The sequence below is a fragment of the Zoogloea oryzae genome, from assembly GCF_030161255.1.
Taxonomy (GTDB): domain Bacteria; phylum Pseudomonadota; class Gammaproteobacteria; order Burkholderiales; family Rhodocyclaceae; genus Zoogloea; species Zoogloea oryzae.
This window is the reverse complement of sequence record NZ_BSPX01000087.1, coordinates 1-17,016: the sequence shown is the minus strand read 5'-3', so window position 1 is coordinate 17,016 and position 17,016 is coordinate 1. Positions and strand designations below refer to the sequence as shown.

The window sequence follows — 17,016 nt, the reverse complement described above, 5'->3', positions numbered from 1 at the left end:
GGCCAGCCCCACTGCCCGGCCTTCGGCCAGCAGCCAGCCGCGAAGCTGCCGCCGGGCAAGGCCGATGGCGCGCAGGAAGGCAAATTCGGTACGCCGCCGCACCACCGACAAGGCCTGGGCCGAGAAGACCAGAAAGCCCCCCGTCACCAGCGCAATCGCCGCCAGCATGGTGAGATTCACCCGATACGCGCGGGAGAGGTTGGCCGCTTCGTCCTCGGCGGCCTCGGGGGCGGTCACCACCACACCCGCCGGCAGCAGCGGCTGCAGCCGGGCGATGGCCGCGTCCGGCGTCACGCCCTCGGCCAGCTTCAGGTCGATCCGCGACAGGCGCCCGACGCGGCCGAAGCGCGCCTGCACCGCGGCGATGTCCATCACCGCCAGCCGGCGGCCGTCCTCCACGCCGGGCAGATCGCCGGCAATCTTGAGATCCACCTCCGCCGCGCCAGCCAGCACCCGCAGGCTTTTGCCGGGCGTTGCGCTCAGGGCGTCCGCCGCGGCGTGGCTGAGGAACAGTGCGTCATCTTCCAGCACCGCAAAGCGCGCCGATTCATCGCGCGGCCGCGGCAGCAGCCGGGGCGCGACCCGGGCCAGGGCAAAGATATCCACGCCCAGCAGGTGCAGGGTTTCGTCACGGCCGACCAGCTTGAGATCCAGCTCCACCAGCGGGCTCGCCTCGGCCACCTCCGGCCGGGCGGCAAGAGTCGCGTAAAGGCCTTCATCGAAGCCGCCCTTCGGCCCCGCCACCTGCAGATCCGCCAGCCCCGACAGGCTGCGCATGCCGCGGCCAAACTCCGACAGCGCCGCCTCATGCACCACCTGCACCGCCATCCCCAGCGCCACGCCCAGCACGATGGCGACAAAGGAGAACAGCGTGGCCACCCGCCGCCGGCCCAGCGAGCCGAGGAAAACCGGCACCAGCACCCGCGCCTTCATCCGTGGAGCCCCGTGGCGTCGAGGCGCAGCACCCGGTCGGCAGTGGCGGCAGCCTCGAGCGAGTGGGTGACCAGGATGCCGATGGCGCCGGCCTCGCGGATGCGGGTGGCGAGCAGGTCGAGTACCCGCGCACCGTTGGCCGGGTCCAGGTTGCCGGTGGGCTCGTCGGCCAGCACCAGCCGCGGCCGATGCACCAGCGCCCGGGCGATGGCGACCCGCTGCATCTCGCCACCGGAAAGCTCCCGCGGCCAGCTACCGGCCCGGTCGCCCAGGCCCACGGCGTCGAGGAGCTGCTGCGCGGGGGCATCCGCCGCATCGCCATCCACGCCCTGCAACCACAAGGGCAAGGCGACGTTCTGGCGCACCGTCAGATGGGGCAGCACATGAAAGGCCTGGAACACGAAGCCCAGCTTGTCCCGGCGCAGGCGGGTGAGCGCGTCTTCATCCAGCCCGGCGTAGTCGCAGCCGTCGAGGACCAGCGTGCCGCCGTCGGGCCGATCCAGCCCGGCGATCAGGTTGAGCAGCGTGGATTTGCCGACGCCGGATTCACCGACGATCGCCACGTATTCGCCGGGCGAGAGGGAGAGGTTGATCCCGGCCAGCACCGGGCGGCCGTTGAAGTGGCGGGAGAGGCCGTGGATTTCGAGCATTGCGGCGGTAAGGAGTGAGGGGAAGCGGTGAGCGGGGGCCATTCCTGCAGGTCGGACTTCAGTCCGACAGCACTGCTTCAGCAATCCTCGTCTGTCGGACTGAAGTCCGACCTACAGTAGGAGCTGCAGTTCTGCGCGCCCCTCACGCCGCACCGAGCCCGGTATACTCCGCCCGCCCATGTCCGTCGACCACTACGAAAACTTCCCGGTTGCGTCCTTCCTGCTGCCCGCGCATCTGCGCGAGCCGGTAGAGGCCATCTACGCCTTCGCGCGCTCGGCCGACGACATCGCCGACGAGGGCGACGCGCCGCCGATGGTGCGCCTCGCCCACCTCAACGATTACCGCCGGGCGCTGTTCTGCATCGAGCAGGGCAAGCCCATCGACGATCCGCGCCTCGCGCCGATCTTCAACCGCCTGGCCGACAACGTCCGGCAGTTCAAGCTGCCGATCAGCCTGTTCCTCGATCTGCTCGACGCCTTCAGCCAGGACGTGGTGAAGACCCGCTACGCCGACTTCCCCGATCTGGCCGACTACTGCCGGCGCTCCGCCAACCCGGTGGGCCGGCTGCTGCTGCACCTGTACAAGGCCGCCACGCCGGACAACCTGACAATGTCCGACCAGATCTGCACCAGCCTGCAGCTCATCAACTTCTGGCAGGACGTGGCCATCGACTGGCAGAAGCAGCGCATCTACCTGCCCCAGGCCGACATGGAGCGCTTCGGCGTCACCGAAGCCTGCATCGCCGGGGGCGAGGTCACCCGCCAGTTTTCGGCGCTGATGGATTTCGAGATCCAGCGCGCCCGCACCATGATGCTCCACGGCGCGCCGCTCGCCCGCCGCCTGCCCGGCCGCATCGGCTGGGAGCTGCGCCTCATCGTGCAGGGCGGCCTCGGCGTGCTCGACAAGATCGAAGCCAACGCCTACGACGTCTTCAACCACCGCCCGATCCTGGGCAAAGCCGACTGGCTGCGCCTCACCTGGCGCGCTCTCACCCGCTAGCCCCATGACCGATCCCCACGCCTACTGCCAGGAGAAAGCCGCCGCCAGCGGCTCCAGCTTCTACTACAGCTTCATGTTCCTGCCCCCCGAGCGGCGTCAGGCGATCATCGCCCTGTACGCCTTCTGCCGTGAGGTGGACGACGTGGTGGACGAATGCCAGGACCCGCAGATCGCCCACACCACCCTCGACTGGTGGCGCCATCAGGTCGGGCTGATCTACGAAGGCACGCCCCAGCACCCGGTCGGCCAAGCCCTGAAAGACGTCATCCAGCGCTTCAACCTGCCCCGCGAGCTGCTCCTCGAAGTCATCGACGGCATGCAGATGGATCTCCAGCAGACCCGCTACCTCGACTGGAAGGCGCTCAACCTCTACTGCTACCGGGTGGCCAGCGTGGTCGGCCTGCTGTCGGCCGAGATCTTCGGCTACACTAACCGCCAGACGCTCAAGTACGCCCACGATCTGGGCCTCGCCTTCCAGCTCACCAACATCATCCGCGACGTGGGCGAAGACGCCCGCCGGGGCCGCATCTACCTGCCGATCAACGAGCTCCAGCAGTTTGGCGTGCCGGCCAAGCAGATCCTCGACGGCCAGTATTCCGACGGTTTCCGCGAGCTGATGGCCTTCCAGGCCAAGCGCGCCCGCCAGCTCTACGAGCAGGCCTTCGCCCAGCTCCCGGCCGAAGACCGCAAGGCCCAGCGCCCCGGCCTCATCATGGCCGCCATCTACCGCACCCTCCTCGACGAGATCGAGGCCGACGGCTTTCTGGTGCTCGACCGCCGCACCTCCCTCACCCCGCTACGCAAGATCTGGCTCGCCGGCAAGACGTGGTTCGGGGCATGAGCGGCATCGCACGATGAGCCTCACGCCCCAGGTCGCCGTCGTCGGCGGCGGCTACGCCGGGTTTGCGGCGGCCGTCACCCTCGCCCGCGGCGGCGCGCGGGTCACGCTGTTCGAAGCCTCGCGCACCCTCGGCGGCCGCGCGCGGGTGGTCGAGAAGGATGGCTACCGGGTCGATAACGGCCAGCACATCCTCCTCGGCGCCTACGCCGAAACCCTGCGCATGCTGCGGCTGGTGGGCGTGAAGCCCAGCGTGCTTGAAACCCGCCGGCTGGCGCTGGTCTACCCCGGCCTGTGCGCGCTGCGCGCCGCCCCGCTGCCGGCGCCGCTGCATCTGGCGCTGGGCCTCCTCACCGCCCGCGGCCTCGTGCTTGCTGACAAGCTCGCCATGGCCCGGCTGATGCGCCAGCTCAAGGGCCGCAAGTTCGTCGTCGAGCCGGATCGCCCGGTCTCCGCCCTGCTCGCCGAAACCCGCCAGACCGACACCCTCACCCGCCTGATCTGGGAACCCCTGTGCGTCGCGGCGCTCAACACGCCGGTCGCCCAGGCCTCGGCCCAGGTCTTCGCCAACGTGCTGCGGGACAGCCTTGGCGCGTCGGCGTCGGCCTCGGATCTGCTGCTGCCGAAGGTCGATCTGTCGGAGCTCTTTCCGGTGCCGGCTTCCCGCTGGCTGGCGATGCGCGGCCACACGGTGCGCACCGCCGAGCCGATCAAGACCATTCAGCCCGAAGGCGAATATTTCCGCCTCGACGGCGACCCGTGGAGCACCCGTTACGACCACGTGGTGGTCGCCAGCGCGCCCTACCACGTGGCCGCGCTGGTCGAGCCCTTGCCCGCGCTGGCGCCGGTGGTGGCACGGATCGACGCGCTGCGCCACGAGCCCATCGTCACCGCCTGGCTGGCCTTCGACGGGCCGGTGAAGTTTCCCGAGCCGATGATCGGCATGAGCGGCGGCTACGGCCAGTGGGCTTTCGACCGCGCCGCGCTGGGCGGGCCGGAGGGGCTGGTCAGCGTGGTCATCAGCGCCAGCGGCGCCCATCAGGAGATCGGCAAGGACGCGCTGGAGATCGCCCTGCTGCAGGAACTCCAAGCCATCCTCGGCCCGCTGCCGGCCCTGAAATGGGCGCAGATCATCACCGAAAAGCGCGCCACCTTTGCCTGCACGCCGGGCATCGAGCGGCCCCGCTGCGCCACGCCCCATCCCGGCCTGTGGCTGGCCGGCGACTACGTGGCGTCGGAATACCCGGCAACGATCGAAGCCGCGGTGCAGAGCGGCGTGATCGCCGGCCGCAGCATCCTCAAGCGCTGCGGGCTGCGGGAGCAGAACCTGCTCAGCGCGCCCTAAATCCTGCGCGCCGCCAGTCGCATTCTGTAGGTCGGACTTCAGTCCGACAGCGCGGGTTGATCAGGCAGGGTTTGTCGGACTGAAGTCCGACCTACAGGGCCGCCGTCGACGACTCCAGACGCCCCGCCGCCAGCCGCAGCGTGCGGCCGCAGCGGGCCGCGAGGGCGTTGTCGTGGGTCACCAGCACCAGCGTGGTGCCGGATTCGGCGTTGAGAGAGAACATCAGCTCGATGACCGCCTCGCCGGTGGCCACGTCGAGGTTGCCGGTGGGCTCGTCGGCCAGCACCAGCGCGGGTTGGGGCGCGAAGGCGCGGGCCACGGCGACCCGCTGCTGCTCACCGCCCGAGAGCTGGCGCGGGTAATGCCCCAGTCGCCCTGACAACCCGACCCGACCGAGCCAGCTTTCGGCCTCCTGCCGCGCATCGCGGCGGCCGGCCAGTTCCAGCGGCAGCATCACGTTCTCCAGCGCAGTGAGCGCCGGCAGCAGCTGGAAAGACTGGAACACGAAGCCCACGCAGGCGCCGCGCAGCTCCGCCCGGCCGTCCTCGTCGAGGGCGAACAGATCCTGCCCACGGATGCGCACGCTGCCGCCGCTGGGCGAATCCAGCCCGGCCAGCAAGCCCAGCAAGGTGGATTTTCCCGAACCGGACGCGCCAACAATCGCAATCGCCTCGCCGGCCGCGATGGTGAAGGAGACGTCGTCGAGAATGGAGAGCCTGGCGCCGTCGTCGGACGTCACCGCGCGGGAAAGATGGCTGACCTCCACCACGGGTTCGAGCAGGTTAGCGGTCGTCGAGGTTTCGGTGCGGGTTCGATTGAGCATGACGGATGGAGTGCGCAAACGCGGAGAGGTTCAGCAGGAGGGGGATTATCCACCGGCCGCCCGCTGGTGACACCGGCGCCCAAACGAAAGAAGGCAGCCTCGCGGCTGCCTTCTTTCTGGGACGATCGCGGGCGATCAATCCACGTGGTAGTTCGGCGCTTCCTTGGTGATCTGCACGTCGTGGACGTGGGATTCGCGGATGCCGGCCGAGGTGATCTCGACGAACTCGGCGCGGGTACGCATCTCGTCGATGCTGGCGCAGCCCACGTAGCCCATGGAGGCGCGCAGGCCACCCATCAGCTGGTGGATCACCGCGGTCACCGCGCCCTTGTAGGGCACGCGGCCTTCGATGCCTTCCGGCACCAGCTTGTCGACGTTGCCTTCGTTGTCCTGGAAGTAACGGTCGGCGGCGCCCTGCTGCATCGCGCCCAGCGAACCCATGCCCCGGTAGGACTTGTAGGAACGGCCCTGGAACAGCACGGTCTCGCCCGGCGCTTCTTCGGTGCCGGCAAACAGGCCGCCCAGCATCACCACGTTGGCACCGGCGGCGATGGCCTTGGAGATGTCACCGGAGTAGCGGATGCCACCGTCGGCGATCAGCGGCACGCCGGAACCGGCCAGCGCGGTGGCGACGTTGTCGACCGCGGTGATCTGCGGCACGCCGACGCCGGCGACGATGCGGGTGGTGCAGATGGAGCCCGGGCCGATGCCGACCTTGACGCCGTCGGCGCCGGCTTCGACCAGCGCCAGCGCGGCAGAAGCCGTGGCGATGTTGCCGCCGATGACCTCGACCTGCGGGAAGTTCTTCTTGACCCAGTTGACGCGATCCAGCACGCCCTGGGAGTGGCCGTGGGCGGTATCGACGACGATCACGTCCACACCGGCCTCGGCCAGCAGCGCGGCACGCTCTTCAGTGCCGGCACCGACGCCGATGGCGGCGCCCACGCGCAGGCGGCCGAGGCTGTCCTTGGCGGCGAGCGGGTGTTCGGTGGACTTCATCATGTCCTTGACGGTGATGAGGCCGGCCAGTTCGCCAGCGTCATTCAGGACCAGCACGCGCTCCAGGCGGTGCTTGTGCATCAGCGCGCGGGCGTCTTCGAGGCTGGTGCCTTCCTTGACGGTGACGAGGCGCGCGTGGGGCGTCATGATGGCGGACACGGGCTGGTCGAGATTGGTCTCGAAGCGGGTGTCGCGGTTGGTGACGATACCGATGACCTTGCCGTTCTCGACCACCGGCAGGCCGGAGATCTTGTGGCTGCGGGTCAGGGTCAGCACCTCGCGGACCGTCATGGTCGGCGGGATGGTGATCGGATCCTTGAGGATGCCCGATTCGAAGCGCTTTACCTTGGCCACTTCGGCGGCCTGCTGCTGGGCGGTAAGGTTCTTGTGAACGATACCGATCCCGCCTTCCTGGGCGAGAGCAATGGCAAGACGCGCTTCGGTGACGGTGTCCATGGCTGCGGACACCAGCGGAATATTCAGGGTAATGTTGCGCGTGAGTTTCGTCTGGAGGTTGACGTCGCGCGGGAGAACGCTGGAATGGGCCGGGATGAGAAGGACGTCATCGAACGTCAGCGCCTTCTGAATCACTCGCATGGCTTTAATCCCTTGAATCAAATCCGTATTATACGTAGGTCGCCGCTTCCCGGCAAAAGCTTTGTCTGACTGGAGTTTCTGATGTTCCGCAAATTTTTCCTTGTTCTGCTGCTTTGCACCGGATCGGCAGCCTTCGGACAGGGTATTTACAGCTGGAAGGACGCCGGCGGGCAGGTGCACTACTCCGACATGCCGCCGCCAGACGCCAAGGTCCGCACGGTCCGTCAGGGCTCGATTACGCCCCAGCCTCCAGCCAGAACGGCCGAAGGTGGCGAGGCCGCCGCGGCAGCGTCCCCCTCCTCCCAGCAAAGCTACGCCGAAAAGGAGCTAGCCTTCCGCAAGCGCCGCGCCGAAGCCGCGGAAGCCGAGGAGAAAGCTCGCAAGGCCCAGGCCAACGACCAGGCACGGCAGCGCGAATGCGCTGAAAACCGCGCCCAGCTCACCGCGCTGGAGAGCGGCCAGCGGATGAGCCGCTTCGACGAAAACGGCGAACGGGTTTTCCTGGATGACGACGAGCGCAGCGCCGCCATCGAGCGCACCCGCCGCATCGTCGACAAGACCTGCCGCTGAGCGGCGGCAGCCCTTCAGGTGGCCTCTTCGGCGGGGCCACCGCCCTTCTTCATGACCTTCCCCTCTTCGGCACGCTTGCGGCGCACTTCCTTCGGGTCGGCGATCAGCGGGCGGTAGATCTCGATCCGGTCCCGGTCGCGCAGCACGGTGTCGGCCTTCACCAGCTTGGCGAAGATGCCCAGCTTGTTGGTCTTGACGATGTCGATCTCGGGATGCTTCTGGAGCAGACCGGAAGCGTCGATGGCCCGCTGCACCGTGGCGCCGGCCGGCAGCTTGAGCCGGACGATCTCCTGGCGGTCGCGCAGGGCATAGCAGACGTCGACGTTGATGGAATCCTGGCTGGCGTCAGCGGACATGGTCATTTCCGTCCATAGATTTGTGCGGCTCGCTTCACGAAGGAATCGACGAAGGTGTTGGCGATGTGGTTGAACACCGGCCCGACGGCCTTCTCGATGAGGCGGCTGGAGAATTCGTAGCGCAGATTGAACTCGACCTTGCAGGCGGCGTCACCCAGCGGGGTGAAATCCCACGAGCCGTCGAGATGGGTGAAGGGCCCGTCGGTCAGGCGGATCAGCATGTGGGAAGGGTAGACCTTCTCGTTCTCGGTGCTGAAATGGGATTTGATGCCGTGGTAGTTGATGTGCAGGGTTGCCCGGGTGATCTTCTCATCCCGGCCATGTACCTCGCTGCCACCACACCAGGGCAGGAACTTGGGGTAATCCTCGCAGCGGTCCACCAGATCGAACATCTGGACCGGCGTAAACTCGATCAGGACAATTTTCTTGACGGCAGCCATCGGGGAGCGAGCGGGGATGCGACCTGTTAAAATACGCGATTTTACGCGTCCCACCCGGCCCGCGCCAAGGCGGCGCCATCCACGAGCCTATCGCCATGAGCATCATCGACAACCGCAAGGCCTTCCACGATTACTTCATCGAGGATAAATACGAAGCCGGCCTCGTGCTGGAAGGCTGGGAGGTGAAGGGTATCCGCGCCGGGCGCGCCAACATCAAGGAAAGCTACGTGGTGATCCGCGGGGCGGAAATCTTCATCGTGGGCATGCACATCACGCCCCTCGAATCCGCCTCCACCCACATCCACCCCGACCCGACCCGCACCCGCAAGCTGCTTCTCCACGCCGAGGAGATCGCCAAGCTGATCGGCAAGGTCGAACGGGCCGGCTACGCGCTGGTGCCCCTCGACCTGCACTACACCAAGGGCCGCGTGAAGGTGAGCGTGGGCCTCGCCAAGGGCAAGAAGCAGTACGACAAGCGCGAGACCGAGAAGGAACGCGACTGGGAACGGGAAAAGGCACGCCTGATCCGCGCCAAGGTCTGACCTGCACCGCCCGGCCGGGCTGCAGCCAGGCTAGGCAGCGAGTTCCGCCCGCGCCCACTCCACATCCAGCCGGGCCTGGGCATCCAGAGGCTGGCAGGCGGCGGCCTCGGCGAAGAGGGCGTGAGCCCGCCCCAGGCTGGCAGCCCCACCCGCGAGCATCAGCGCCCGGGCGTATTCCACCAAGGTGGTCGGCGATCGGGGATTGAGCGCGCGGGCCGCCTCGAAATGTTCGATGGCGGTTTCCTTCTTCACGCCGTAGGTCAGCGCGGCCACCATCGCCCCCACCTTGTCGATGACTTCGGTGCAGTAGATGCCGAGCCCGGCGTGAGCATCGGCGTGACCGGGCTCAAGCTGCAGGGCCCGCTGCAGGGCTTCCCGCGATTTGCCGCCCAGCCCCCGCGCCAGGCTGCGCACCAGCGGCACGTGCTGGCAGTAGCGGCCGATGGCAAGCCCATTCACGAACCACGCGTTGGCCCAGTTGGGCGCCAGCTCCACCAGCACCGAACAGGCATCGACGGTATCCCGCAGGATGGCCGCGCGACGCATTTCGTCTTCTTCGAGATGGGTGGCGTAGACGATCGCCGCTCTGGCGGCGACCACCGTGCCCACCGGGCCAGCCGCCTCGCCGCGGTCGACGGCCTCGGCAAAGTCGCCCGCGTGATAGGCCCGCCAGGCCTCTTCCACGTCGCGCGCGGCGGCCGCCAGATCAGGCACCCGCGCACCCAGGGCCGGATTGGCACGAACCAGGCGCCCCAGGGCGGCAACGTCGGGATAAGGTTCGGCGTCGCCCGCATGAAGGCGCGCCCAGTTGGTGGCGAGGGCATCGCCGCCGTAGCGGTAGATGCGGTCGCCGAAAGGAAAACGCTTCCAGCCGCAGCGCGTGCCGGCCGAAGCAACCGCGTCCGGAACGAAGCTCGTCCGCCCGCGCACTCGGCGCAGGGTCGTACTCCAGTCAAACGTCAGATGCATCTGCTGTCCTCTCCCGCCGGGTTCTTGTCGATTTTTTCTGCGAAGGGTATCACCCTCCGGAAAGACAAGCATTCCGCAATGCGGCAAAACCGCGTCAGCCCAGCGCCGCCCGATCCATGAAACCGGCGAGCTGGAAATCCAGCTCGGTGAGCCCGCCGGCGTCGTGGGTGCTGAGCACCACCTCGACGCGGTTGTAGGTGTTGCGCCACTCGGGATGGTGGTCGAGCTTCTCGGCCATCAGCGCAACCCGCGCCATCCAGCCAAAGGCGGCGTTGAAATCGGCGAACCGGAAGCTGCGGGTGATGGCTTCGCGGCCCGGCACACGCTGCCAGCCGTCGAGGCCAGCCAGGCGTTCGGCCTGCTCTGCGGGGGCGAGTTTCTGAGGGCGCATGGTTTCTCCTGGATGATCAGCGCAGCGAGAAGTCGGTGCGGCTGACCCTGGCCTTCGGCTGCTTGCCGTCGTCGCCTTCGCGGCCAGCCAGCACGAAGATGCGTTCGGCCGGCACCTGGCCCTTCGCCACCAGCCAGTTCTTCACGTTCTGGGCGCGCCGCTGGGCGAGCAGGCGGACATCCTCGTCGGCCACGGTGGTGTTGGTGATGATCAGCTTCTCCATCTCGGCCACCGGCAGCTCCTTGGTGAGCCCCACCATGTTGCGCGGCTTGGGAAACTTCTCGTCCTTGTAGACCCGCGTGAGCAGCGCCGGGTATTCGTCTGGCGTCACCCGCACGCGGCCGTCCTCTCCGGCGGATTCGCCCGACTTGGCCATGTCCTTCACCTTCAGCGCCTCGACCTTGCCCACCAGCATCGCCCGACGCAGGCCGTCCCGGTCGGCAACGGGATCGACCCGGCCGGCGATGTCCAGCTTGAGGCCCGGCTTCTCGTTCATCACCTTGGCGATCGACTGCAGCTTGGTGTCGGCGCCTTCCGGCAGACGACCGAAGCCGGGGTCGAAATCCAGCCAGGCGAGCTCCTCGGCGTTGCCGCCGAACATCGACCCGAGCAACGCAAACGGCGAGGTGACGGCCTTGGTGACGAGATTGACGATGACCTTGACGACGATCGCGCCGACGCTGAACTGGGGATCATCCAGCGAGCCGCCGATGGGCAGGTCCAGGTCGATCTCGCCGCGGCTGTTCTTGAGCAGCGACACGGCCAGCAGCACTGGCAGCTTGAGGGCGCTCGGGCTCTCCACCTTGTCGCCGAAGGTCAGCTGATCCAGGAAGACCTGATTGGTGGCGGTCAGCTTGCGGTCGACGATCTTGTAGTTGAGATTGGCCGACAGCTTGCCCTTCTCGATGCCGTAGCCCACGTACTTGCCGGCGTAGGTGGACACGCTGGAGAGCTCGAAATCCTTCACCGATGCGCGGATGTCCAGCGCCTTGTCCTGCCGGAAGGGGTTGAACCGGCCGATCACCTCGACCGGCGCCGAATCATCCACCCGGCCGCGCAGATCGAGCTCGGCGATCACGTCGGGGTTGGACGACAGATTCACCAGCTTCCCCCCCATTCCGGTGAGGTTGGCGTCGTAGTTGGGCTTGATGAAGCGGTCGCTGTAGGCGATGTTGCCGCCCTGCAGGGTGATGCGCTTGATCGAGATCGGGATCGGCGCCTCGGGTGGGGGCGCAGTCGTCGCCACCGCAACACCCGGGGCCGGCGCGGTGAGCGGCGCCTTGCCGTTGGCCTTTGCGGCGTCGTTGGCGGCCTTTTCCTCTTCGGCCCGCTGGGCGGTGATCTCCCGCAGGTTGAGACCGCCCTGGGCGTTGAGGATCAGCCGGGTGTAGAAATCGGTCAGGGCGATGTCGTCGATATTCACCGCCAGCGGCGACAGGCGCACGTCCATCCCGCCAAAGTACAGCGAGCGCCACTTGAGGAAGTCGGCCGCATTGAGCTTGTCCACCGACGCAAAGTCGCCGATGGTCAGGTTGCCCTTGAAGCCGCCCTTCACCGCGCCGCCCGGCGGCAGCTCGAAAGCCAGCTTGCCGCGGGACGTCACGCTGCCGCGGGTGATGGCAATCTTCACCTTTTCGGTCACGTAGGGCTGGAGCATCGCCAGATCCACTGCCTTCAGGTCGAGATCCAGGCTGCCCGCCAGCGGCGTCAGCCCCACCGTGCCGCCGACGCCCACCTTGCCGCGCTTGTTGATGGCCGCCTGCAGGTTGAGCTTCGCCTTGCTGCCCTTGGCCGTCGAAAGCCCGTCGATCTTCAGGGACATGGGCTCGGCGTTGAGCACGACGGACGGCGTCAGGGTGCGGTCTTCAACGCGCACGCCCCAGTCGTCCAGCGCCACCCGTTTCACCTCCACCAGCCAGTCGGGCCCGGCCTTGGCGGCGGGCGCAGGCTTGGCGACAGGCTTCCGGGCGGCTGCCGGGGCTGCGCCCGCGAGCTTCTGGGCGTTGAAATCACCACTCCTGTCGCGCACCAGCGCCACCCGCGTGGACTTGCTGCTCACCTCGCCCACCGTCACCTTGCGGGCGGCGAGATCCACGTCGGCATCGCGCACGTCGAGTGCGCCGAGCTTCAGCAGCGGCGCCTTCTCGCCCTTGAGCTGCACGCCCACACCCTTCAGGGCCAGGGATTCCGCCTTGAGCTTCACCTTCGGCTCGCCGCCGGCTTCCTGCACCACGTCGTAGGCGATCTTGCCGTCGAACTTGCCGGACACCACGTCCCCACCCGGCAGCGCCGCGGCGACATACGGCTTGGGGCTCACCAGATCGAAGCCGGCGAGCTCCAGCGTGCCTGCGGCCTTGAGCGGCGACAGGGCGACGCTGCCCTTGTTCTCGAGGGTTTCGCCGGAAGGCGTCGCAAAGCCGAACTCCAGCGCCGCGGGCTCGCCCCCCGCCAGCCGGAACTTGCGCAGCGACACGTGGATGTCCTGCAGGGTTTTGGTGAAGGTGCCGGCAGGCAGATCGTCCGAAAAATCCACCTTGCCGCCGGTGAGCCTGAACTCGCCAAGACTCAGCGCAAACGGTTTGGCCGGCTTGCTGTCGGCCGGCGCGGGCTCGGCCGGCTTGGCGGCGGCGGGCTTGGGGACGAGCGACAGCAGGCTGATGCGCCCTTCCCGATCGCGTCCGACGACGAACTCCGGCTTGTCGATCGCCACCGTGCCCAGGGCCAGCTCGCCCGCCAGGGGCGCCAGTTTGTCGATACCGATCTTCACCGACGGCAGCTTGATCGCCGGCCGACCATCGGCGTGCTGGATCTCCACCGCATCGAGGCCGAGGCCACCCTTCACCGTCACACTCGGCGCCTCGCCGGCAGGCTGGGCGAAGGAGAGCTGGAGATCCGACGACAGCCGGGCCGAGGGCAGCCGGAAAGGCTTGTCGATCGGCACGTAGGCCAGATAGCGGGTCAGGTCGAAGCTGTCGAACTTGAGATCGACCACCGATTCGCGGGTGGCGGAGAACGGCCGCGCCTTGCCGCGCACCTCGAAGGGCGTGCCGTTGATCTTCATCGCCAGCAGCGGCTCGACGAAGGTTTCCACCTGGGACGGCAGATTGGAGACGAAGGGCACACCCAGCTCGAGATCGGCAATCTCGTGCTTCTGGCCCACCGGCCGGTCGTCGATGTCGATGCGGCCCTTCTCGATGCGGATGTTATGCACCGAGAACAGGCTCTTCGAGCCGTCGTCCGGCTTGTTGAGGATCTCGTCGATCACGTCGGACCAGTTGAGGCGCGTGCCTTCCAGCCGCACCACGCTCACCGCGGGCTCGACGAGCTTCACCTCCTGCACCACGATGCCGCCACGAAACAGCGATTCGGCCTCGACGTTGGCGTACAGCGACGTGAAGCTCACCGCCGTCGCCTTGCCGTCCGGCTCCAGCATCCGGAAGCCGCGCACCTCGGCCGAAAGCGCATACGGGTTGATCGAGATGCCCTCGATCGTCACCTTGCGGTGCAGCTGCTCGGAGAGCTTCTCCTCGGCGATCGACTTGACCAGCGGGGGCGCCACGAAAAAGCCGGCCACGCCGACCACCGCCACGATCCCCGCGCCCCACAGCGCCCACTTGAGCGGCCGCCGCGCGGCCCTGGGTTGCTGCTCCATATCGGCTTCCTTTTTGTTCTGCCCGTCGCCGCGCCCCAACCCGGTGCGCGCGTTCATTTATCGTCCAAGCCTAGCAGGCCGAAGCGAACCTGAGAATGGCATCGTGCGCCCAGTTTGCGCCAGGACAAGGGGCGGACTATCCTGCGGGCCCGTTCCAGCCCCATCCTCACCATGAACCGCCCCCACCAGCCCGTCCGCTTTGACGTCATCGTGATCGGCGCCGGCGCCGCCGGCATGATGTGCGCCGCCGAAGCCGGCCAGCGCGGACGCCGCGTGCTCATCATCGACCACGCCACCAAGCTGGCCGAGAAGATCCGCATCTCGGGCGGCGGCCGCTGCAACTTCACCAATCTGGACGTGAGCGTCGCCAACTACCTGTCGCGCAATCCCCAGTTCTGCCGCTCGGCCCTGGCGCGCTTCACGCCGGGGCATTTTCTCGAGCGCATCCAGCGCCACGGCATCGCCTGGCACGAGCGCGATCACGGCCAGCTGTTCTGCGACGACTCCGCCCAGGACATCATCGACATGCTACGTGCCGGTTGCGAGGACGGCCACGTGGAATGGGCCATGCCCTGCGAGATCAGGCACATCACACCCGGCTCCGACGCGGCGGAACGTTTCGCCCTCGACACCAGCCACGGGCGCTTCACCTGCGCCAGCCTGGTGGTCGCCACCGGCGGGCTGTCGATCCCCAAGATCGGCGCCTCGCCCTTCGGCTACAAGATCGCCGAACAGTTCGGCCTGCCCATCGTGCCGCCCAAGCCGGCCCTGGTGCCCCTCACCCTGGGGCCGGACGAGCTGGCGATCTACAAGGAGCTGGCCGGCATGGCCTTCGACGCGGTGGCCGAGTGCGGCGAGGGGCGCTTCCGCGAGAACCTGCTGTTCACCCACCGCGGTCTCTCCGGCCCGGTTATCCTGCAGGTGTCGTCCTACTGGCAGAGCCGCGACTACGACGCCGCGCCGGGCGCCACCGAAGGCGGCAGCCGGATCGCCGTCAATCTGTTCCCGGCGGAAGACGTGCGCGCCTGGCTTGGCGAGCGCGCCCGGGGCAAGACGCTGCTGGGCAACCTGCTGTCCGACCGCCTGCCCAAGCGCTTCGCCCACGCCTGGTGCGACCAGCGCGGCTGGAACAAGCCGATCAACCAGTTCAATGGCAAGGAGCTCGACGCCATCGCCGCCGCGCTCGAGGGCTGGACGATCACGCCTGGTGGCACGCTGGGCTACGCCAAGGCCGAAGTCACCGTGGGCGGCGTGGATACGCGGGCGCTGTCGTCCAAGACGATGGAGGCGCGCAGCGTGCCGGGGCTGTACTTCGTCGGCGAGGTGATGGACGTCACCGGCCACCTGGGCGGCTACAACTTCCAGTGGGCCTGGGCGAGCGGCTACGCGGCGGGTCAGGCGGTGTGAGGCGGGCGGATTGTTGCCAAATCAGCAACAATCAACGTGCATTTGTTGCAGCGAATGACCGAATCGCCAGCACCATTCGCCCGCCACAAAAAACAAGGCCCGCACTCGGCGGGCCTTGTTCATCCAGCGGGAAAATCGCTTACTTGTTGGCAGCAGCGATGCCGTCGAGGATTTCCTGCTTTGCATCTTCAACGCTGCCCCAGCCGGTCACCTTGACCCACTTGCCCGGCTCGAGATCCTTGTAGTGCTCGAAGAAGTGCTGGGTCTGCTTCAGCAGCAGCTCCGGCAGGTCGTCGAGGGTCTTCACGTTGTCGTACAGCGGGGTCAGCTTGGAGACCGGAACGGCCACGACCTTGGCGTCAACGCCGCCTTCGTCTTCCATCTTCAGCACGCCGACCGGACGGGCGCGGATCACGACGCCCGGCTGCAGCGGGTAGGGCGCCACGACCAGCACGTCCACCGGGTCGCCGTCGCCGGCAACGGTGTGGGGGATGTAGCCGTAGTTGATCGGGTAACGCAGGGTGGTGCCCATGAAGCGGTCGACGAAGACGGCGCCGCTGTCCTTGTCCACTTCAAACTTGATCGGATCGCCCTGAGCGGAGATCTCGATGATCACGTTGACGTCGTTCGGAACGTCCTTGCCGGACTTGACTTGATCGAAACCCATCTTTTTCAGCCTCCCTTGATATGTGAAAACAGCCCGCGATTATAAGTGACTCCGATGAAATCAGGTCGCATCGAAACCGGCATCTTCGATCGCCGACTTGAGCGCCGCCGGCGTGACCCTGGCCGGATCGAAATCGACCTTCGCCTCGCCCGCCTCCAGCGACACCGCCACCCCAGCCACGCCATCCAGCGCCGACAGCGCGCCGGTCACGTTCTTCACGCAGCCCTGGCAGCTCATGCCGCCCACCTTGATCGTCACGTTTTCCATCTGGTTTCCTTTCAGTTGCGCCCGGCGCGCCAGCGCCTGAGCAGGAGCGAATTGCTGACCACCGACACCGAGCTCATCGCCATCGCCGCCCCGGCGATCACCGGATTGAGCAGCCCCAGCGCCGCCGCCGGAATGCCCAGCACGTTGTAGATGAAGGCAAAGAACAGATTCTGGCGGATCTTGCCCAGCGTGGCGCGGGACAGCGAGATCGCGTCGGCCACGCTGTTAAGGTCGTTGCGCACCAGGGTCAGATCAGCCGCCTCGATGGCCACGTCCGAGCCCGCGCCGATGGCGAACGACACATCCGCCGCAGCCAGCGCGGGCGCGTCGTTGATGCCGTCGCCGACCATGCCCACCAGCCCGTCGCCCCGCAGCGCCTCGACCGCTGCCGCCTTGTCGCCCGGCAGCACCTGGGCGCGAAAATCCGTGATGCCGGCCTCAGCCGCGATGCGCGCCGCCGCCGCCGGATGATCGCCGGTCAGCATCACCACCCGCACGCCCATCGCCTGGAGCCGCGCCACCGCCGCCTTCGAGGTGGCCCGCAGCGGGTCGGCGATGCCCAGCGCACCC

General features: G+C 67.5%; 18 protein-coding genes. 6 read left to right on the top strand and 12 right to left on the bottom strand.

Annotated features, from left to right (window positions below):
* Together QQK25_RS19925 and QQK25_RS19920 are read right to left on the bottom strand one after the other, a co-directional pair.
* The coding region (locus QQK25_RS19925) for an ABC transporter permease (RefSeq protein WP_284189527.1) at nt 1-933 on the bottom strand (933 nt) is incomplete at its 3' end.
* Entirely contained in the window at nt 930-1,583 is a 654-nt protein-coding gene (locus QQK25_RS19920) for an ABC transporter ATP-binding protein (protein WP_284189528.1), read from the bottom strand. The genes QQK25_RS19920 and QQK25_RS19925, both read right to left, overlap by 4 nt.
* Nucleotides 1,584-1,761: 178 nt before the next feature.
* On the opposite strand from QQK25_RS19920, the gene hpnC reads away from it, so the two are divergent.
* Genes hpnC through hpnE form a run of 3 tightly spaced genes read left to right on the top strand, consistent with a single transcriptional unit; the run spans nt 1,762 to nt 4,766 of the window.
* The gene (hpnC, locus tag QQK25_RS19915) at nt 1,762-2,583 is read left to right on the top strand and encodes a squalene synthase HpnC (RefSeq protein ID WP_284189526.1); all 822 of its coding nucleotides are present in this window, start codon (nt 1,762-1,764) and stop codon (nt 2,581-2,583) included.
* A gap of 4 nt (nt 2,584-2,587) precedes the next feature.
* Nucleotides 2,588-3,424, top strand: a complete 837-nt coding sequence (gene hpnD, locus QQK25_RS19910; protein WP_284189525.1) for a presqualene diphosphate synthase HpnD — start codon at nt 2,588-2,590, stop codon at nt 3,422-3,424.
* Nucleotides 3,425-3,437: 13 nt separating this feature from the next.
* A complete protein-coding gene (gene hpnE / locus QQK25_RS19905) occupies nt 3,438-4,766 on the top strand; it encodes a hydroxysqualene dehydroxylase HpnE (protein ID WP_284189524.1) in 1,329 nt (442 codons plus the stop codon).
* 91 nt (nt 4,767-4,857) lie between these two features.
* Here the strand turns inward: hpnE and QQK25_RS19900 are convergent, their stop codons facing one another.
* Together QQK25_RS19900 and guaB are read right to left on the bottom strand one after the other, a co-directional pair.
* Complete coding sequence (locus QQK25_RS19900) at nt 4,858-5,589, bottom strand: ABC transporter ATP-binding protein (RefSeq protein WP_284189523.1); 732 nt, start codon at nt 5,587-5,589, stop codon at nt 4,858-4,860.
* A gap of 135 nt (nt 5,590-5,724) precedes the next feature.
* The gene (gene guaB / locus QQK25_RS19895; protein WP_284189522.1) at nt 5,725-7,185 is read right to left on the bottom strand and encodes an IMP dehydrogenase; all 1,461 of its coding nucleotides are present in this window, start codon (nt 7,183-7,185) and stop codon (nt 5,725-5,727) included.
* A gap of 81 nt (nt 7,186-7,266) precedes the next feature.
* Here guaB and QQK25_RS19890 point away from each other — a divergent pair, with 81 nt between their 5' ends.
* Nucleotides 7,267-7,755, top strand: a complete 489-nt coding sequence (locus tag QQK25_RS19890; RefSeq protein ID WP_284189521.1) for a DUF4124 domain-containing protein — start codon at nt 7,267-7,269, stop codon at nt 7,753-7,755.
* A gap of 14 nt (nt 7,756-7,769) precedes the next feature.
* Here the strand turns inward: QQK25_RS19890 and QQK25_RS19885 are convergent, their stop codons facing one another.
* Nucleotides 7,770-8,111, bottom strand: a complete 342-nt coding sequence (locus tag QQK25_RS19885) for an RnfH family protein (RefSeq protein WP_284189520.1) — start codon at nt 8,109-8,111, stop codon at nt 7,770-7,772.
* 2 nt (nt 8,112-8,113) lie between these two features.
* The gene (locus tag QQK25_RS19880; protein WP_284189519.1) at nt 8,114-8,551 is read right to left on the bottom strand and encodes a type II toxin-antitoxin system RatA family toxin; all 438 of its coding nucleotides are present in this window, start codon (nt 8,549-8,551) and stop codon (nt 8,114-8,116) included.
* A 95-nt stretch (nt 8,552-8,646) separates the two neighbouring features.
* On the opposite strand from QQK25_RS19880, the gene smpB reads away from it, so the two are divergent.
* Nucleotides 8,647-9,093, top strand: a complete 447-nt coding sequence (gene smpB, locus QQK25_RS19875) for an SsrA-binding protein SmpB (protein ID WP_284189518.1) — start codon at nt 8,647-8,649, stop codon at nt 9,091-9,093.
* A 30-nt stretch (nt 9,094-9,123) separates the two neighbouring features.
* Here smpB and QQK25_RS19870 read toward each other — a convergent pair whose 3' ends face one another.
* The 3 genes from QQK25_RS19870 to QQK25_RS19860 form a co-directional block, all read right to left on the bottom strand.
* Entirely contained in the window at nt 9,124-10,062 is a 939-nt protein-coding gene (locus QQK25_RS19870; protein WP_284189517.1) for a tetratricopeptide repeat protein, read from the bottom strand.
* 94 nt (nt 10,063-10,156) lie between these two features.
* Nucleotides 10,157-10,453, bottom strand: a complete 297-nt coding sequence (locus tag QQK25_RS19865) for a 4a-hydroxytetrahydrobiopterin dehydratase (RefSeq protein WP_284189516.1) — start codon at nt 10,451-10,453, stop codon at nt 10,157-10,159.
* 16 nt (nt 10,454-10,469) lie between these two features.
* Nucleotides 10,470-14,162, bottom strand: a complete 3,693-nt coding sequence (locus QQK25_RS19860) for a DUF748 domain-containing protein (RefSeq protein WP_284189515.1) — start codon at nt 14,160-14,162, stop codon at nt 10,470-10,472.
* A gap of 114 nt (nt 14,163-14,276) precedes the next feature.
* Here QQK25_RS19860 and QQK25_RS19855 point away from each other — a divergent pair, with 114 nt between their 5' ends.
* Nucleotides 14,277-15,512 (top strand): BaiN/RdsA family NAD(P)/FAD-dependent oxidoreductase, encoded by a 1,236-nt coding sequence (locus QQK25_RS19855; RefSeq protein WP_284189514.1) that lies wholly within the window; start codon nt 14,277-14,279, stop codon nt 15,510-15,512.
* A gap of 139 nt (nt 15,513-15,651) precedes the next feature.
* Here QQK25_RS19855 and ppa read toward each other — a convergent pair whose 3' ends face one another.
* The 3 genes from ppa to QQK25_RS19840 form a co-directional block, all read right to left on the bottom strand.
* Nucleotides 15,652-16,179 (bottom strand): inorganic diphosphatase, encoded by a 528-nt coding sequence (ppa, locus tag QQK25_RS19850; RefSeq protein WP_153161301.1) that lies wholly within the window; start codon nt 16,177-16,179, stop codon nt 15,652-15,654.
* 60 nt (nt 16,180-16,239) lie between these two features.
* Nucleotides 16,240-16,446, bottom strand: coding sequence for a heavy-metal-associated domain-containing protein (locus QQK25_RS19845; RefSeq protein ID WP_153161300.1), 207 nt, complete (start codon nt 16,444-16,446; stop codon nt 16,240-16,242).
* A gap of 11 nt (nt 16,447-16,457) precedes the next feature.
* Nucleotides 16,458-17,016: HAD-IC family P-type ATPase (locus QQK25_RS19840; protein ID WP_284189513.1), on the bottom strand; the 559-nt coding region annotated here is incomplete at its 5' end.

What these genes read in the sequence shown, in the direction of transcription:
- QQK25_RS19920 (WP_284189528.1), bottom strand. Translation starts at nt 1,583, where the DNA reads ATGCTCGAAATCCACGGCCTCTCCCGCCACTTCAACGGCCGCCCGGTG.
- hpnC (WP_284189526.1), top strand. Translation starts at nt 1,762, where the DNA reads ATGTCCGTCGACCACTACGAAAACTTCCCGGTTGCGTCCTTCCTGCTG.
- hpnD (WP_284189525.1), top strand. Translation starts at nt 2,588, where the DNA reads ATGACCGATCCCCACGCCTACTGCCAGGAGAAAGCCGCCGCCAGCGGC.
- hpnE (WP_284189524.1), top strand. Translation starts at nt 3,438, where the DNA reads ATGAGCCTCACGCCCCAGGTCGCCGTCGTCGGCGGCGGCTACGCCGGG.
- QQK25_RS19900 (WP_284189523.1), bottom strand. Translation starts at nt 5,589, where the DNA reads ATGCTCAATCGAACCCGCACCGAAACCTCGACGACCGCTAACCTGCTC.
- guaB (WP_284189522.1), bottom strand. Translation starts at nt 7,185, where the DNA reads ATGCGAGTGATTCAGAAGGCGCTGACGTTCGATGACGTCCTTCTCATC.
- QQK25_RS19890 (WP_284189521.1), top strand. Translation starts at nt 7,267, where the DNA reads ATGTTCCGCAAATTTTTCCTTGTTCTGCTGCTTTGCACCGGATCGGCA.
- QQK25_RS19885 (WP_284189520.1), bottom strand. Translation starts at nt 8,111, where the DNA reads ATGTCCGCTGACGCCAGCCAGGATTCCATCAACGTCGACGTCTGCTAT.
- QQK25_RS19880 (WP_284189519.1), bottom strand. Translation starts at nt 8,551, where the DNA reads ATGGCTGCCGTCAAGAAAATTGTCCTGATCGAGTTTACGCCGGTCCAG.
- smpB (WP_284189518.1), top strand. Translation starts at nt 8,647, where the DNA reads ATGAGCATCATCGACAACCGCAAGGCCTTCCACGATTACTTCATCGAG.
- QQK25_RS19870 (WP_284189517.1), bottom strand. Translation starts at nt 10,062, where the DNA reads ATGCATCTGACGTTTGACTGGAGTACGACCCTGCGCCGAGTGCGCGGG.
- QQK25_RS19865 (WP_284189516.1), bottom strand. Translation starts at nt 10,453, where the DNA reads ATGCGCCCTCAGAAACTCGCCCCCGCAGAGCAGGCCGAACGCCTGGCT.
- QQK25_RS19860 (WP_284189515.1), bottom strand. Translation starts at nt 14,162, where the DNA reads ATGAACGCGCGCACCGGGTTGGGGCGCGGCGACGGGCAGAACAAAAAG.
- QQK25_RS19855 (WP_284189514.1), top strand. Translation starts at nt 14,277, where the DNA reads ATGAACCGCCCCCACCAGCCCGTCCGCTTTGACGTCATCGTGATCGGC.
- ppa (WP_153161301.1), bottom strand. Translation starts at nt 16,179, where the DNA reads ATGGGTTTCGATCAAGTCAAGTCCGGCAAGGACGTTCCGAACGACGTC.
- QQK25_RS19845 (WP_153161300.1), bottom strand. Translation starts at nt 16,446, where the DNA reads ATGGAAAACGTGACGATCAAGGTGGGCGGCATGAGCTGCCAGGGCTGC.